Genomic DNA, 16,141 nt, shown 5'->3' on the forward strand with positions numbered 1-16,141 from the left:
TTCATCCCCTTGCGCCGCCGCGCGCGCACCAGTAAGGGGTCGACCAAATCAGACATGCGCCCGATCACGGGCGCGAGCGTACGGGGCTGCAGAGCATGGACAATCGCAACAACACTATCGCCGGCTGGGTCTTGTTTGCCGGCATCTGCGCCCTCGGCCTGTCGATCGGCACGGGCATGCTGTCGGCCGGCCATGCGCCCGAAAAGCCTGGTTTCGTCATCGAAGACACCGACGCCGGTGCCGGCGGCGGAGCCGCGGCGGTGCCGCTTCCCAACCTTCTCGCTGCCGCCGACGCCGAAAAGGGCAAGGCCGTGTTCGCGAAGTGCGCCGCCTGCCACACGATCGAACAGGGCGGCGCCAACGGCATCGGTCCGAATCTGTGGGGCGCGCTCGGCAAGGCCCACGGCCATGTCCCGGGCTTTGCCTATTCGGGCGCGCTCAAGGGCGTTCCCGGCAATTGGGATTTCGCGGGCATGGACGCCTGGCTGACCAAGCCGAGCAAATATGCGCCCGGTACCAAGATGTCGTTCGCCGGTCTCGGCAACCCCGAAGATCGCGCCAACCTGATCGTCTACATGAACAGCATGGGTTCGAACCTGCCGTTGCCCGCCCCCGAAGCCGCACCGGCTGAAGGCGCCGCGCCCGCCGAGGGCGCAACTCCGGCAGCCGAGGGCGCCGCCGCCCCGGCCGATGGCGCGGCCGCCGCACCGGCCGCACCCGCCGAAGGCGCCGCCGCAGCGCCGGCCCCGGCCGAAGCCAAGAAATAATGCGTCTCGCGCCCGTCCTGCTGGCGGGCGTCCTGGCGCTCGCCGGCTGCGGCAAGGCCGATCCGGCGGCCGAAACCGCTCCCGGCGATTCGGCCGCGGCTCCGGCCGCCGCCGACACCCCCGCGGTCGAACCGACCGCGGCGATGGGCGAACAGATTTTCCGGCGCTGCGTCGCCTGCCACACGATCGACAAGGACGGCCGCAACGGCATCGGCCCGAATCTGCACGGCGTCGTCGGCCGCGCGGTCGCGTCGCACGCCGGCTTCAACTATTCGTCGGCGATGAAGGCAAAGGGCGGCGTCTGGGACGTCGCGACGCTTGACGCGTATCTGGCCGAGCCGATGAAGAACCTGCCCGGCACGCGCATGGCCTTTGCCGGCGTCTACGACCCCGCCGACCGCAAGGCGCTGCTTCTCTATCTGGAAGCCCAGAAATAATCCTGCTGCGCCGGTCCGGAAGGACGCCGCTGGATCGATCCGGACAATTATCTATTCCCGTCGGTTGTCGGGGTTTGACGCAGGCCTTCATACGGCTTCTTCGTCATCGCGTACCCGCCCGGCAGGCGAACCGCGCCGCACCGGTCGATGCGGCGCGGCGCGACGGGAATTCAGCTCCGCGCGTCGGCGCCCTCGTAGAAATCCGAGATGATCTTCCACGCCTCGTCGGCGGTCTCGACGAAGCGGAACAGGCCAAGATCGCGGGCGCTGATCACGCCTTCCTCGACCAGCGCGTCGAAATTGACGACGCGGCGCCAGAATTCCTCGCCGAACAGCACGATGGGGATCGGCTTGATCTTGCCGGTCTGGATCAGCGTCAGCAGCTCGAACATTTCGTCGAAGGTGCCGAAACCGCCGGGGAAGACCGCGACCGCGCGCGCGCGGAGCAGGAAGTGCATCTTGCGGAGCGCGAAATAGTGGAACTGGAAGCTCAGCGACGGCGTGACGAAGCGGTTCGGCGCCTGCTCGTGCGGCAACACGATGTTGAGCCCGATCGATTCGCGCCCTTCGTCGTCGGCGCCGCGGTTCGCCGCTTCCATGATCGACGGTCCGCCGCCCGAACAGACGACGAAGTGGCGGCAGCCCTTGTCGTCGCACGGAACCTGACTCGCGAGCCGCGCCAGCGCGCGCGCCTCGTCATAATATTTGGCCTTCGCCTTCAGCCGGCGTGCGATGTTGCGCTGTGTGTCATCGGTCGCGGCGCTTTCGAGCGCGTCGGCCTGCGACGGCTCGGGAATGCGCGCCGAACCATAGATGACGAGCGTCGATTCGATCCCCGCCTCGTCGAGCAGCAGTTCGGGTTTCAGCAGCTCGAGCTGGAAGCGCACCGGGCGCAGATCCTCACGCAGCAGGAAGTCCTTGTCCTGAAAGGCGAGCTTGTAGGCGGGGTCCGCCGTCTGCGGGGTGGTGGTCGCCTGTTTGGCGAACTGCGCGTCGTCTTTGGCTTTGTGGAAACGCGAACGATGGGGTTGTTTGTCTTTTGTCATTGGCGAACGGCTAGCCGCTTCCGCCCCGAAAGCCAAGACGCGCCGCGGTTCAGCGGCAGTAACCGTTGCCGCTCATGTCGAAATGGAAATGATTATAGTGCGCCGCATTATAGTCGGGACCGAGCACGGTCCCGAACCGCCGGCACGCCGATTTGTGCAGCGCGCGCAGGAACTCCTGCGACGCACGGTCGCCCTTCCAGCCGCCGTCGAGCATGATGCGCCGCCCGTCGGCAAGCACGAAGCCCGCCACGTCGACCGCGTTCGAATAGGCATGCTGCGACAGGCGCCCCGACCGGCCGCCATAGATATTGCGGCAGCTGTAGGTGCCGTAGGTTTCGATCCTGACGACCTCGGTCCCGAGATACTGGCGCGCCGCGGGTTTGACCGCATAGCGCGCCCACGCCGCGAAGTTGCGCGCGAGCGGACAGGTCATCGCGCCGAGCCCCGACGTCGGCGTGCCGACGTCGAGCAGCTTGACCGAATCGATCGAGCTGCACCCGCCGCCATGGTCCTGGTTCGGCAGCGGCGTGAATTTCACCCCCGCCTGCTTCAGGTCGAAGGCGCATTGCTGCGCCTCGGGGCTGTTAAAGGAGGGCGCACCGCTCACCTGCGGCCGTTTGGGTCCGCTCGATGCCGCCTGCTTCGATCCGGTGCCGCCCTTCATAACCTCGGGGGCTCCGAAACAGGCCGAAAGCGCGAGCGCCGCGGCGCTTGCGATCAGGACTCGGAGCCGGAGGAACGCGGGTTTCGCCATGACGTCAAAATATCGACGATTTGGTTAACAAGTCGCTAACCCACGATTCCGTTCGTCGATAATTTCGCGCGGGCGGCGCAATTTGTTTGACAGTTGCGCGGCTCCCCTTAAACGCAGCGCCGGGCCACGCGGTCCCAACGCCGCGCGAGCTCTCTGTAAGGAGAGTCTACATGACTGAAGTGCGTAAACCGCAGGCAGCGCCTGCGCGTCCTTTCTTCTCTTCCGGTCCCTGCGCCAAGCCGCCGGGCTGGACCCCCGAAAAACTCGCCACCGAATCGCTCGGCCGCTCGCATCGCGCGAAGATCGGCAAGACGCGCCTCGCTCTCTGCATCGACCTGATGCGCGAGATGCTCCAGCTTCCCGACACGCACCGCATCGGCATCGTTCCGGGCTCGGACACCGGCGCCTTTGAAATGGCGATGTGGACGATGCTCGGCGCGCGCCCGGTCACGACGCTCGCATGGGAGAGCTTCGGCGAGGGCTGGGTCACCGACGCCGTCAAGCAGCTCAAGCTCGACCCGACGGTCATCCGCGCCGATTACGGCCAGCTTCCCGACCTGACCCAGGTCGACTGGTCGAACGACGTGCTCTTCACCTGGAACGGCACCACCAGCGGCGTCCGCGTCCCGAACGGCGACTGGATCCCCGACGACCGCGAAGGTCTGTCCTTCGCCGACTCGACCTCGGCGGTGTTCGCTTACGACCTGCCGTGGGACAAGATCGACGTCGCGACCTTCAGCTGGCAGAAAGTGCTCGGCGGCGAAGGCGGTCACGGCGTGCTGATCCTCGGCCCTCGCGCCGTCGAACGCCTCGAAACTTACACCCCCGCCTGGCCGCTGCCCAAGGTGTTCCGCCTCGTGTCGAAGGGCAAGCTCGCCGAGGGCGTGTTCAAGGGCGAGACGATCAACACCCCGTCGATGCTCGCGGTCGAGGACGCGATCTTCGCGCTCGAATGGGCGAAGTCCTTGGGCGGCCTCGACGGGCTGAAGGCGCGCAGCGACGCGAACGCCGCGGCGCTCGACAAGATCGTCGCCGACCGCGAGTGGCTCAGCCATCTCGCGACCGATCCCGCCAGCCGCTCGAAGACCTCGGTCTGCCTGTCGGTCGCCGGGGCCGACGCGGATTTCATCAAGAAATTCGCAGGGCTGCTTGAGGCCGAAGGCGCAGCCTACGACATCGCGGGCTATCGCGACGCTCCCCCGGGACTTCGCATCTGGTGCGGCGCAACCGTCGACACCGCCGATATCGAAGCGCTCGGCCCCTGGCTCGACTGGGCCTACGCCTCGCTCAACGCTTGACGTCGTCCCAGCGAAAGCTGGGACCGCTATCGATCATACCCATTCCCAACGATCCCAGCTTTCGCTGGGATGACGGAGAAAACCAATGACCGCACCCAAAGTCCTCATCAGCGACAAGATGGACCCCAAAGCCGCCGCAATCTTCAAGGAACGCGGCATCGACGTCGATGTCATCACCGGCAAGACCAAGGACGAGCTGATCGCGATGATCGGCGACTATGACGGCCTCGCCATCCGCTCGGCCACGAAAGTCACCGCCGACGTTCTCGCCGCCGCAACGAACCTCAAGGTCGTCGGCCGCGCCGGGATCGGCGTCGACAATGTCGACATTCCGTCGGCGTCGAAGCAGGGCGTCATCGTGATGAACACGCCCTTCGGCAACAGCATCACCACCGCCGAGCATGCGATCGCGATGATGTTCGCGCTCGCCCGCCAGATCCCCGAAGCCAATGCACTGACGCAGGCGGGCAAATGGCCGAAGAACGACTTCATGGGCGTCGAGCTCACCTCGAAGACGCTCGGCCTGATCGGCTGCGGCAACATCGGCAGCATCGTCGCCGAACGCGCGATCGGGCTGCGCATGAAGGTCGTCGCTTTCGATCCCTTCCTGACCCCCGAGCGCGCGATCGAGCTGGGCGTCGAAAAGGCCGACCTCGAGACTCTGCTCGCCAAGGCCGACTTCATCACGCTGCACACGCCGCTGACCGACCAGACGCGCGGCATTTTGTCGGCCGAAAATCTCGCGAAGACCAAAAAGGGCGTGCGCATCATCAACTGCGCGCGCGGCGGGCTGATCGACGAAGCGGCGCTGAAGGCGGCGCTCGACAGCGGCCATGTCGCGGGCGCGGCGCTCGACGTGTTCCAGACCGAGCCGCCGGCCGCCGACCATCCGCTGTTCGGCACGCCGAACTTCATCTGCACTCCGCACCTCGGCGCGTCGACCGACGAGGCGCAGGTCAATGTCGCCATTCAGGTGGCCGAGCAGATCAGCGATTACCTGCTGACCGGCGGGATCACCAACGCGCTCAACGTCCCCAGCCTGTCGGCCGAGGAAGCGCCGAAGCTGCGCCCCTATATGAGCCTCGCCGAAAAGCTCGGCAGCCTTGTCGGCCAGCTCGCGCACGACAACCTTACGACCATCTCGGTCGAAGTCGAGGGCGCCGCCGCCGAACTCAACCTGAAGCCGATCACCGCCGCGGTGCTCACCGGGCTGATGCGCCGCTATTCGGACAGCGTGAACATGGTCAACGCCCCGCACCTCGCGCGCGAGCGCGGGCTCGACGTGCGCGAAGTGCGCCACGACCGCGACGGCGATTACCACACGCTCGTCCGCGTCACCGTGGCAACCGAACAGGGCGACCGCTCGGTCGCGGGCACCTTGTTCAGCAACGGCGACCCGCGCCTCGTCGAGATGTTCGGGATCAAGGTCGAGGCCGACCTCGACGGCCACATGCTCTATATCGTGAACGAGGACGCGCCCGGCTTCATCGGCCGTATCGGCACGACGCTCGGCGACGCGGGACTCAACATCGGCACCTTCCACCTCGGCCGCCGCGCTGCGGGCGGCGAGGCCGTGCTGCTGCTGTCGCTCGATTCGGCGATGCCCGAACCCCTGCTGTGGCAGCTGTGCCAGCTGCCCGGCGTCAAGACGGTGAAGGGCTTGAACTTCTAAGCTTCAAGCCCGCTCCAGTCCGCGTCGGGTGAGACCGGGATGCTGAAACAGGCTCTCTCTCCTCCAAGGTGTTTCGGCGCCACCCGACGCGGACGAATCGCACCGGATCGTTGACTCCGGGCGCGACCAGCCTAAGGCCGCACCGATGACCAAGGCCCCTGCCCTGCTGCCCGAAGGCCTCCGCGACCGCCTGCCCGCGCAGGCCGAGGCGGCGTCGCGCGTCACCCGCGCGCTCGTCGATGCGATGCGCGCGCACGGCTATGGTCGCGTGTCGCCCCCGCTCGCCGAATTTCGCGAGACGCTGGGCGGTGACGATGACCGCAGCGCGCGCGATCTGCTCCGTTTCACCGACCCGGTGTCGCAGCGCACGCTCGCGCTGCGCCCCGACATCACGCGGCAGGTCGGCCGCATCGCGACGTCGCTTCTCGCCGCCGCGCCGCGCCCGCTGCGGCTCTGCTACGCCGGGCAGGTGGTCAAGCTGCGCGCGAGTCAGCTCCGCCCCGCGCGCGAGATGCTCCAGGTCGGCGCCGAACTGATCGGCAGCGACGGCGTCGCCGCGGCGCGCGAGATCGTGACCGTCGCGATCGACGCGCTCGACGCCGCGGGCATCGGCGGTGCGACGATCGACTTCACCCTGCCCGACATCGTCGACCTGCTCGCCGGGACCTTGCCGGTCGCGGCATCGCGCGACGAACTGCGCGATGCGCTCGATGCCAAGGATGCCGGCGCGCTCGTCCGCCTCGGCGCCGCGAGCTACCTGCCGCTGCTGCGCGCGACCGGACCGTTCGACCAGGCGATCGCGGACCTGCGCGCCTTCGACACCACCGGAGTCCTGACCAGCCGCATCGACGCACTCGAAGCGATCGCGGCGCCGGTGCGCGACCGCGCCGACCTGACGCTCGATCCGACCGAGCGCCACGGCTTCGCCTATCAGAGCTGGTTCGGTTTCCAGATCTTCGTCCCCGGCCAGGGCGACGCGATCGGCCGCGGCGGCAGCTATGCGATCCCGGTCGGCGAAAGCCGCGAAGAAACCGCGATCGGCTTTTCGCTCTACCCCGACCCGCTGATCGACGATGGACTGGGCGCCGAAGATATCGCCGAACGCCGCATCTTCCTGCCGCTCGGCCACGATCCCGCCATCGCCGCCAGCCTGCGTGCCGACGACTGGCAGACGGTCGCGGCGCTGTCCGACGGCGATGATGCGCGCGCGCTCGGCTGTGCCTGGCGCCTCGGCCCCGACGGGCCAGTAGAGGCCTGAACCCGCCTCCGGGCTACGGCTGAAAAATCAGAAGTCCGACACCCCGAAGCGCGGAATCCCCTGGTTGACCCCCGGCGGATCGAGCACGCTCACGTCGAGCGCGACCGATTCGCCGATCCAGTGCGCCAGCGTCGTGTGATCGGCAAGGTCGTCGTCGGTCAGCGGATGGACGAGCGCGCGCAGCCCCGCCGCTTCGATCGCCGCGACGACCGCGGGCACCGCAGCGCCGAGGAAATGCACCTCATATTGCGCAATCGGATGCGGCCCCGCCGGACCGTCGGTCATCGCCCCGACGAACAGGATCGCGGGGTCGCTGTCGAAAGCTTCGCGCAGCATCGCCGCGGCGGCCCGTTCGGCGGGATTGTAATAGATATGGGCGTGGTGGGGCGCGTCGGGATCGGTCATCGCATCGATAGATCATGGCGCGGCCCGGCGGACAAGGTCTGGAGCGCCCACCCGCCCCCGTCCCCGCGGCAACCTCGCACCCGGTTGGCAGGGGTGCAAAATGGATTGGCGCGATGTCCCGCCGCCCTTGCCTCTGCGGCCAAATCCGCTAAGGCCGCGCCGGGCCGAAAATTGGCCGCTCAGCAGGACAGCATCATGGCAAATGTTACCGTCATCGGGTCGCAATGGGGCGACGAGGGCAAAGGCAAGATCGTCGACTGGCTTGCGAGCCGCGCCGACGCCGTTGTCCGTTTCCAGGGCGGACATAACGCCGGGCACACTCTCGTCGTCGGCGAACAGGTCTACAAGCTCTCGCTCCTCCCCTCGGGCATCGTCACCGGCACGCTGTCGATCATCGGCAACGGCGTCGTACTCGATCCGTGGGCGCTGCGCGACGAGATCGCCAAGCTGCGCGGCCAGGGCGTCGCCATTAACCCCGAGAATTTCGCGATCGCCGACAATTGCGCGCTGATCCTGCCCTTCCACCGCGACCTCGACGCGCTGCGCGAGACCGCCGCGGGCGCGGGCAAGATCGGCACCACCGGGCGCGGCATCGGTCCTGCCTATGAGGACAAGGTCGGCCGCCGCGCGATCCGCGTCTGCGACCTCGCGCACCTCGACAAGCTCGATCCGCAGATCGACCGCCTGACCGCGCACCACGACGCGTTGCGCGCGGGCTTCGGCGAACCGCCGATCGACCGCGACCGGCTGAAGGCCGACCTCGCCGAGATCGCGGACTATGTGCTCGAATATGCCCAGCCGGTGTGGAAGCGCCTGAAAAAGGTCCGCAAGGCGGGCGCGCGCATCCTGTTCGAAGGTGCGCAGGGCGTGCTGCTCGACGTCGACCACGGCACCTATCCCTTCGTCACCAGTTCGAACACGGTCAGCGGCACCGCCGCGAACGGATCGGGGCTCGGCCCCTCGGCGGTGGGCTTCGTGCTCGGCATCGCCAAGGCCTATACGACGCGCGTCGGCAGCGGTCCCTTCCCGACCGAACTCGAGGACGCAACCGGCCAGAAGCTCGGCGAGCGCGGCCATGAATTCGGCACCGTCACCGGACGCAAGCGCCGCTGCGGCTGGTTCGACGCGGTGCTGGTGCGCCAGAGCTGCGCCGTGTCGGGCGTCACCGGCATCGCGCTTACCAAGCTCGACGTTCTCGACGGCTTCGACACCATCCGCATCTGCACAGGTTATCGCCTGCGCGGCAAGATCCTCGACTATTTCCCAGCGCATTCCGCCGATCAGACCGAGGTCGAGCCGATCTACGAGGAAATGGACGGCTGGCACGAATCGACCGCGGGCGCGCGCAGCTATGCCGACCTGCCCGCGCAGGCGATCAAATATATCCAGCGCGTGCAGGAACTGATCGAAACCCCGATCGCGCTCGTGTCGACCAGCCCCGAGCGCGAGGACACGATCCTGATCCGCGATCCGTTCAGCGATTGATCACCGATCCTCCCCGTGGCGCGGCCATGGAGAGGATCAGCGGCCCGCCGCCGCGACGTCGCGGATTGCCGCGACAAAACCTTCGGGGTCGTTTTCCTGGATGAAATGTCCGCCGTGCAGCGTGCGGTGCGCCATGCCGCGCGCACCGGGCACGCGGGCGGTGAACAGCGCGTCGCCGCCGCGGGTGATCGGATCGCCGTCGGCGAAACAGCAGAGGAAGGGTCGGTCGAAACGCTCGAGCGCCTCCCACGCGCGCTTCTGGTCAGGCACCGCGACATTGTCTCCCAACGGCACGAACGACGGAAAGATGCGCGCCGCGACCTTTGACCTGCGCGTCGGAAAGGGGGCGTCATAAGCGGCGATCTCGCCGGGCGTCAGCACCCGTTTCGCGCCGGCATTGACGATGCGCCCGATCGGAAAGACCGGGCTGAAGCGCGAAAAGGCCCGCCAGATCGCAAAGGCGCGCGGCGCGGGCTGCCCCTCGGGCAGGCCGCCGTTCGACAGCGCGACCCCGGCGAAGCGCTCGGGCATCTCCGCCACCAGCCTGAGCCCGATCAGCGAACCCCAGTCCTGACAGGCGAGGATCATGTTTCGCAAATCCAGTGCCTCGATCCACTGGCGCATCCATGCGACCTGCGCCGCATAGCTGTAGGCGCCGGCGTCGAGCGGCTTGTCCGAGCGGCCAAAACCGATGAGGTCGGGTACGACGACACGAAACCCCGCATCGACCGCGGGCCTGATCATCTTGCGGTAGAGATAGCCCCAGGTCGGTTCGCCGTGCAGCATCAGCACCGGCTGCGCGTCGCGCGCGCCCTCGTCGACATAATGGACACGAAGTCCGCCCTCGACCTCCCGATATTGCGGCGCGTAAGGCCAGTCGGGCAGCGCCGCGAAGCGCGCATCGGGCGTGCGAAATATGGTCATGGCTGGTCCCCCCCGCGACCATCTTAACCGGAGCGGCGGCGCTGGCAACCACTTGCCCGATCGCGACAGAAGCTTAGGGTCGGGGGCATGCGCCGTGCCCTCCCCCTCGCATGTTTGCTGCTCGCCGCCTGCGGAACCGCAGCTTCGCCGCCGCCTCGCGAAGGGACAAAGGCCGACCGGCTGCTGGTCGACAAGAGCAAACGCACACTGATCGCTTATGATGGCGGTCGCGAGATCGCGCGCTACACGAACATCCGCTTCGGCGACGCGCCGTCGGGACACAAGCGCTTCGAGGGCGACGAACGCACCCCCGAGGGTGATTATGTCATCGACGGCCGCAATCCGAAGAGCGCCTACCACCTGTCGCTGCGCATCTCCTATCCCAACGCCGCCGACCGCGCCTATGCCAAGGCGCGCGGGCGCTCCCCCGGGGGCGACATCTTCATCCACGGCCAGCCCAATGCCTGGCCCGGACCGACGCTGACGCACGACTGGACCGACGGCTGTATCGCGGTATCGAACGCCGAGATCGAGCAATTATGGGATATCGTCCCCGACGGCACCCCGATCACCATCACCCCCTAGGAGTCCCCCGCATGTCCCGCACCATCCTCGTCTTCTACGGCAGCTATCGTCGCGACCGGCAGGGCATCAAGCTCGCCCGCTGGATCGTCGAGGCGATCGGCGCGCGCGGCGACAATGCCGAACTGGTCGACGCCAAGGCTGTCGACCTGCCGATGCTCGACCAGCGCCACAGCGACTATCGCGCCGGGGAGGCGCCGCCCGCAATGGCCGCACTCGCCGCGTCGATCGCGGCGGCCGACGGCTTTGTCTTCGTCACCGGCGAATATAATGGCGGGCTGCAACCGGGGCTCAAGAATCTGGTCGATCATTTCCTCCCCGAATTCGCGTGGCGGCCCGCGGCGATCGCTTCCTATTCGGCAGGCCCCTTCGCCGGCGTCCGCGCCGCGACCGCATGGCGCACGACGCTGGGTGCGATGGGCATGGTCGTGACCTCGACGCCGCTGTCGCTCGCGCGCATCGGCGGTGCGTTCGACGAGCAAGGCCTGCCGGCGGGCGAGGACGGCGGACGCATCGCGAAAGCCTTTCCCCGTTTCGCCGACGACCTCGGCTGGTGGATTGACGCCGCGCGCGGGCAACGCGCCGGACAGGCCGCGCCCTTCTAGCCCTAGCTCGTCCTGAGTTCGGCGTTCAGCCGCAGGCTCGCACGCCAGAAGAAGAAAGCGGGGATCAGCCCCAACCACGCCGCGCCGTAGAGGACGTAGCGCACGCTTTCCTGGCCATAGGTCGGCGCGAGCGCGTCGGACAGCACACCGAACAGGAAGGGACCGAAGCCGAGCCCGATCAGATTCTGGCCGAACAGCATGATCGACGCCGCGACCGCGCGCGCCTGCGGCCGCACCAGTCCCTGCACGCAGCCATAGGCGGGCCCGTAATAGGCCGAATTGAGCACCGTCGGCACGATCAGCAGTGCAACCGCGACCATCCAGTTTTCCATGTAATAGCCGAGGAACAGGACGGGCGCCCCGAACGCCATGCCATAGGCGGGAAAGGTCAGGATGTGCCTCTTGTCGTGCGCGCCGAACCGGTCGGCCACCTTGCCGCCGAGCCAGGTGCCAAGCACGCCTGCCAGCCCGAGCACGACCGCCATCGACAATCCCGCCTCGGTCGTCGACAGGCCGTGGCTGCGGATGAAGAAGCTGATCGTCCACAACGCCTTGCCATAGCCGAGAAAGGCGGTGACCGACGCCGCGATCAATATGTAGACGAAAGCGCGCGAGGCGAAGATTTCGCGCATCGCGGCACCGGTCGACAACGGCTCGGGGGCGGTCGCCGCGACCGCCTCCGCCGGCCGCAGGTGCCGCGGCTCGCGCAGTACGAACAGCACGACCAGCGCCAGCACCAGTCCCGGCAGCCCGACGAGCATCAGCGCGACGCGCCAACCGTAGAGATCGTTGACGATGCCGCCGATGATCAGCCCGAGCAGCGAACCGATCGGCACCCCCATGCCGTAGAAGGCGATCGCCGACGATCGCTTTGCGGGCGGCACGCTGTCGCTGATCAGCGAATGCGCCGCCGGGGTGCAACCGGCCTCGCCGATACCGACCCCGATGCGCGCGAAAAGCAGCTGCACGAAATTCTGCGCGAGTCCGCACACCGCGGTCATCGCCGACCAGATCGCGAGCGCAAGCGAGATCAGCCGGATGCGATTGGTCCCGTCGCGGTCGGCGTAGCGCGCGATCGGAATGCCGAGCAGCGCGTAGAAGACCGCGAACGCCGGCCCCGCGAGCAGCCCGAGCTCGGTATCGCTGAGACCAAGGTCGGCCTTGATCGGCTCGGCAAGGATATTGACGATCTGGCGATCGAGGAAGTTGAAGATATAGACGATCAGCAGCACCCACAGCATCGTCCGCGTCTGCGCGGCGACGCTGTCGGAAGATGGCGGAACGAGGCCTTGCGACACGGCCGTTTTTTCGGTCATCATTTTCTCCCGCCGCCAAGGGGGCAGATTGGAACCTTGGTGTCAACGCCGTTGCGGCGTGCCGAAAATCCGCCCTTGCAATTGCCGCTACGGCTGCCAGCCTGCCGGCCATGCAAAAAATTTCGCTGCTCGCCGCCGCCGCCCTGCTCGACCTTGCTCCGGCGCAGGCGATGCCGCCGCCACTGCCCCCCGTCGAAGGCAAGGACGCCGCGACGCTGCAGGCGGAAATGGTGCGCGACGAGATCAGCAGCGACGTCATCACATCGGCCTATCTCGAACGCATCCGCACACTCGACGATGCCGGACCGCAGCTGCATGCCGTCATCGCAACCTTTCCCGCCGCCACGAGTGATGCCCACCGGACCGACCTCGAGCGCCGGGCGGGCAGACCGCGCGGCCCGCTCCACGGCATCCCGGTCCTGCTCAAGGACAATATCGAGGCGGCAGGGCCGCTGCCGACTACCGCCGGCTCGCTGGCGCTCAAGGAGAATGTCACGAACCGCGACGCCTCCATCGTTGCGCGCCTGCGCGACGCGGGCGCGGTCATCCTCGGCAAGACCAATCTCAGCGAATGGGCGAACATCCGGTCGAACCATTCGACCAGCGGGTGGAGCGCAATCGGCGGACTGACGAAAAACCCGCACGCGCTCGACCGCAACGCATGCGGGTCGTCATCGGGCAGCGCCGCGGCGGTCGCCGCCAGCCTCGCGCCGCTCGCGATCGGTACCGAAACCGACGGCTCGATCACCTGCCCCGCCGGGCTCAACGGCATCGTCGGCTTCAAGCCGTCGGTCGGGCTGGTCAGCCGCACGCATATCGTGCCGATCAGCCACAGCCAGGACACCGCGGGACCGATGACGCTGAGCGTGCACGACGCCGCGGCGGTGATGAACGTCATCGCCGGCAGCGACCCCGCCGACCCCGCGACCGCCGAAGCCGACGCCCGCAAGGCCGACTATGTCGCGGCGCTGTCCCCCGACGCGCTCCGCGGCAAACGCATCGGCGTCCTGCGCGACCGGATCGGCGACCGTGCCGATATCGCCGCGCTGTTCGACGCCGCGCTGAAGCAGATGGAGACGCTCGACGCGACGATCGTCGAGATCGCCGACAGCCGCACCGGTCTTGCCGAACTGGAGGATGCCGAGTTCGAGGTACTGCTGACCGAACTCAAGGCCGACATGGCGGCCTATCTGACGACGCTGCCCGCGCCGGACGGGCCGAAGACGCTCGCCGACCTCATCGCCTTCAACCGCGCGAACCCCGCGGAGCTCGAATGGTTCGACCAGTCGCTGTTCGAACTCGCCGAAAGCAAGGGCGGACTCGACAGCCCCGCCTACATCGCCGCGCGCGACACCGCGGCGCGGCTCGCGGGGCCCGAGGGGATCGACCGGCTGCGCGCGGTACACCGGGTCGACCTGCTCGTCGGCGTCACCAACGGCCCGGCGTGGGTCAGCACGCTCGGCAAGGGGGATGATTACAGCGGCCCGAGCGCGAGCCAGCTTCCCGCCGTCGCCGGCTATCCGCACCTCACCGTCCCGATGGGCGCGGTCGGCGACCTGCCGGTCGGCCTGTCGATCATCGGCCCCAAATGGGCTGACGCCGACGTGCTCGCGGCAGGCTATGCCTATGAACAGGCGAGCCGCAAGCGCGTGGCGCCGGCTTTCAGGGTGGGCGTTGAACCGTAACAATCAATCGTCATTGCGAGCGAAGCGAAGCAATTCAGGGCGGTCTACGCTTGCTCTGGATTGCTTCGCTTCGCTCGCAATGACGGGATATTTAGGACGCCATCTTTTACGCTGGCCGGTTCCGGCCCTTTTCCTCGAATTCGAGCAGTTCGATCGGCACGTGGATCGCACGCACCGCCAGCCGCACCTCGACGAGGAACAGGATCAGCGAGACGAGCAGCAACAGCATCGCCGCCGCAAAGGCCCAGGACGCGGCAACCCCCAGGTTGATGCCGGTGAAGGCCTGGGTGAACAATAGCGCGACGAGCACGCACACGACGATGCCGCACGCCACCGCCGACAGGATCGAATTGTTGATGATCCCCATCCGCCGGTCGGCGATGCGCAGTTCGCCGACGATCCGTTCATGCTCGCTGCCTTCGGTGCCCGGCAGGCGCTCCATCAGGTTGCGCGACCGATCGACGACGCGCGCCAGGCGCCCGGCGATGACGTTGAGCAGGCTGCCGGTCGCCACCAGCAGGAACACCGGCGTGACCGACAGCTGGATCGTCTGCGCAATCGCGCTCGCGTCGGCCGACATTATCCTCCGCCGCCGGCCGCGACCGACGGCGTGTTGACTCCGTGCATCTGCAGGAATTTTCGGATGTTGCGCGCGGCCTGACGGATGCGCTGCTCATTCTCGACCATCGCGATGCGGACATAGCCTTCGCCGTCCTCGCCATAGCCGACCCCCGGCGCGACCGCGACCTTGGCATGGGTCAGGAGCTGCTTCGAAAATTCGAGGCTGCCCATCTCCTTGAGCGCGGGCGGCAGCGGCGCCCAGGCGAACATCGACGCGGGCGGGCTCGGGATATCCCAGCCGGCCCGGGCGAAGCTTTCGACCATCACGTCGCGGCGCTTCTGATAGAGTTCGCGATTCTTCGCGACAATGTCCTGCGGCCCATTGAGCGCGGCGCAGGCCGCCGCCTGAATCGGGGTGAAGGCGCCATAATCGAGGTACGACTTCACGCGCGTCATCGCCGCGATCAGCCTTTTGTTGCCGACCGCGAAGCCCATGCGCCAGCCCGCCATCGAATAGGTTTTCGACATCGAGGTGAATTCGATCGCGACATCCTTCGCCCCCGGCACCTGCAGGATCGAAGGGGTCGGGTTGCCGTCGTAATAGAGTTCCGAATAGGCGAGGTCGCTGAGGACCCAGACCTTGTTCTCCTTCGCCCAGGCGACGAGCCGCTCGTAGAAGGCAAGGTCGACCGATTCGGCGGTCGGGTTCGACGGATAGTTGACCACCAGGATCGACGGGCGCGGCACGGTGAAGGCCATCGCGCGGTCGAGCGCGCGCCAGTAATCCTCGTTCGGCGTCGTCGGCACGCTGCGGATCGTCGCGCCGGCGATGATGAAGCCGAAGGTGTGGATCGGATAGCTGGGGTTCGGCGCCAGCACAACGTCGCCGGGGCCGGTGATCGCGGTCGCGAGGCTGGCCAGCCCCTCCTTCGACCCCATCGTCACCACGACCTCGGTTTCGGGATCGAGTTCGACGTTGAAGCGGCGCGCATAATAATTGGCCTGCGCGCGGCGCAGTCCCGGAATGCCCTTCGACTGCGAATAGCCGTGCGCGTCGGGCTTCATCGCCACTTCGCACAATTTCTCGATCACGTGCGCGGGTGGCGGCAGGTCGGGGTTGCCCATCCCCAGGTCGATGATGTCTTCGCCCGCGGCACGCGCGGCCGCTCGCATCGCATTGACTTCGGCGATGACATAGGGCGGCAGGCGCTTGATGCGATAGAATTCATCTTCGGACATGGGAAACTAGAACAACTCCTTTTCGTTACAGGACGATATGTTCGCGAAGGGCTGTCGCCAGTCGCGACGCGCCTTGTTATAGGCGAATTGGCGCCACTGAGAAGCGG

At 67.3% G+C, this 16,141-nt stretch carries 16 protein-coding genes; 9 read left to right on the top strand and 7 right to left on the bottom strand.

Annotated elements, in window-relative coordinates:
- Positions 1-95: 95 nt before the first annotated feature.
- Both EAO27_RS12270 and EAO27_RS12275 read left to right on the top strand, forming a co-directional pair.
- On the top strand, positions 96-767 hold the full coding sequence (locus tag EAO27_RS12270; protein WP_242770032.1) for a cytochrome c family protein: 672 nt from the start codon (positions 96-98) through the stop codon (positions 765-767).
- On the top strand, positions 767-1,204 hold the full coding sequence (locus tag EAO27_RS12275; RefSeq protein WP_242770035.1) for a cytochrome c family protein: 438 nt from the start codon (positions 767-769) through the stop codon (positions 1,202-1,204). Before EAO27_RS12270 ends, EAO27_RS12275 begins: the two co-directional genes overlap by 1 nt.
- Positions 1,205-1,374: 170 nt before the next feature.
- Here the strand turns inward: EAO27_RS12275 and EAO27_RS12280 are convergent, their stop codons facing one another.
- Together EAO27_RS12280 and EAO27_RS12285 are read right to left on the bottom strand one after the other, a co-directional pair.
- Positions 1,375-2,250: an LOG family protein gene (locus tag EAO27_RS12280; protein ID WP_242770038.1), complete on the bottom strand. Its 876-nt coding sequence runs from the start codon at positions 2,248-2,250 to the stop codon at positions 1,375-1,377.
- Between the two features lie 49 nt (positions 2,251-2,299).
- A complete protein-coding gene (locus EAO27_RS12285; protein WP_242770041.1) occupies positions 2,300-3,004 on the bottom strand; it encodes an extensin family protein in 705 nt (234 codons plus the stop codon).
- Positions 3,005-3,174: 170 nt separating this feature from the next.
- Here EAO27_RS12285 and EAO27_RS12290 point away from each other — a divergent pair, with 170 nt between their 5' ends.
- From EAO27_RS12290 to EAO27_RS12300, 3 genes are all read left to right on the top strand, one after another.
- Positions 3,175-4,302 carry a phosphoserine transaminase gene (locus EAO27_RS12290; protein ID WP_242770043.1) on the top strand — a complete coding sequence of 376 codons (1,128 nt, stop codon included), beginning with the start codon at positions 3,175-3,177 and terminating at the stop codon, positions 4,300-4,302.
- An 85-nt stretch (positions 4,303-4,387) separates the two neighbouring features.
- Positions 4,388-5,974 carry a phosphoglycerate dehydrogenase gene (serA, locus tag EAO27_RS12295; protein ID WP_242770046.1) on the top strand — a complete coding sequence of 529 codons (1,587 nt, stop codon included), beginning with the start codon at positions 4,388-4,390 and terminating at the stop codon, positions 5,972-5,974.
- 145 nt (positions 5,975-6,119) lie between these two features.
- Positions 6,120-7,232 carry an ATP phosphoribosyltransferase regulatory subunit gene (locus EAO27_RS12300; RefSeq protein WP_242770049.1) on the top strand — a complete coding sequence of 371 codons (1,113 nt, stop codon included), beginning with the start codon at positions 6,120-6,122 and terminating at the stop codon, positions 7,230-7,232.
- 27 nt (positions 7,233-7,259) lie between these two features.
- Here EAO27_RS12300 and EAO27_RS12305 read toward each other — a convergent pair whose 3' ends face one another.
- Entirely contained in the window at positions 7,260-7,637 is a 378-nt protein-coding gene (locus EAO27_RS12305; RefSeq protein WP_242770052.1) for a DOPA 4,5-dioxygenase family protein, read from the bottom strand.
- 195 nt (positions 7,638-7,832) lie between these two features.
- Between EAO27_RS12305 and EAO27_RS12310 the strand changes: the two genes are divergently transcribed.
- The gene (locus tag EAO27_RS12310) at positions 7,833-9,122 is read left to right on the top strand and encodes an adenylosuccinate synthase (protein ID WP_242770055.1); all 1,290 of its coding nucleotides are present in this window, start codon (positions 7,833-7,835) and stop codon (positions 9,120-9,122) included.
- Between the two features lie 36 nt (positions 9,123-9,158).
- On the opposite strand, the gene EAO27_RS12315 is transcribed toward EAO27_RS12310, so the two are convergent.
- On the bottom strand, positions 9,159-10,046 hold the full coding sequence (locus EAO27_RS12315) for a haloalkane dehalogenase (protein WP_242770058.1): 888 nt from the start codon (positions 10,044-10,046) through the stop codon (positions 9,159-9,161).
- A gap of 87 nt (positions 10,047-10,133) precedes the next feature.
- Here EAO27_RS12315 and EAO27_RS12320 point away from each other — a divergent pair, with 87 nt between their 5' ends.
- Both EAO27_RS12320 and EAO27_RS12325 read left to right on the top strand, forming a co-directional pair.
- Entirely contained in the window at positions 10,134-10,631 is a 498-nt protein-coding gene (locus EAO27_RS12320) for a L,D-transpeptidase family protein (RefSeq protein WP_242770062.1), read from the top strand.
- A gap of 11 nt (positions 10,632-10,642) precedes the next feature.
- Positions 10,643-11,233 (top strand): NADPH-dependent FMN reductase, encoded by a 591-nt coding sequence (locus EAO27_RS12325; RefSeq protein WP_242770065.1) that lies wholly within the window; start codon positions 10,643-10,645, stop codon positions 11,231-11,233.
- A 2-nt stretch (positions 11,234-11,235) separates the two neighbouring features.
- On the opposite strand, the gene EAO27_RS12330 is transcribed toward EAO27_RS12325, so the two are convergent.
- Positions 11,236-12,552, bottom strand: coding sequence for an MFS transporter (locus tag EAO27_RS12330; protein WP_347567081.1), 1,317 nt, complete (start codon positions 12,550-12,552; stop codon positions 11,236-11,238).
- A 107-nt stretch (positions 12,553-12,659) separates the two neighbouring features.
- Here EAO27_RS12330 and EAO27_RS12335 point away from each other — a divergent pair, with 107 nt between their 5' ends.
- A complete protein-coding gene (locus tag EAO27_RS12335) occupies positions 12,660-14,234 on the top strand; it encodes an amidase (RefSeq protein WP_242770068.1) in 1,575 nt (524 codons plus the stop codon).
- 106 nt (positions 14,235-14,340) lie between these two features.
- On the opposite strand, the gene EAO27_RS12340 is transcribed toward EAO27_RS12335, so the two are convergent.
- Positions 14,341-14,814 (bottom strand): DUF2721 domain-containing protein, encoded by a 474-nt coding sequence (locus EAO27_RS12340; RefSeq protein WP_242770070.1) that lies wholly within the window; start codon positions 14,812-14,814, stop codon positions 14,341-14,343.
- Positions 14,814-16,034 (bottom strand): LL-diaminopimelate aminotransferase, encoded by a 1,221-nt coding sequence (locus EAO27_RS12345; RefSeq protein WP_242770072.1) that lies wholly within the window; start codon positions 16,032-16,034, stop codon positions 14,814-14,816. Before EAO27_RS12345 ends, EAO27_RS12340 begins: the two co-directional genes overlap by 1 nt.
- Positions 16,035-16,141: the final 107 nt, after the last annotated feature.

Source organism: Sphingopyxis sp. YF1, assembly GCF_022701295.1.
GTDB lineage: Bacteria > Pseudomonadota > Alphaproteobacteria > Sphingomonadales > Sphingomonadaceae > Sphingopyxis.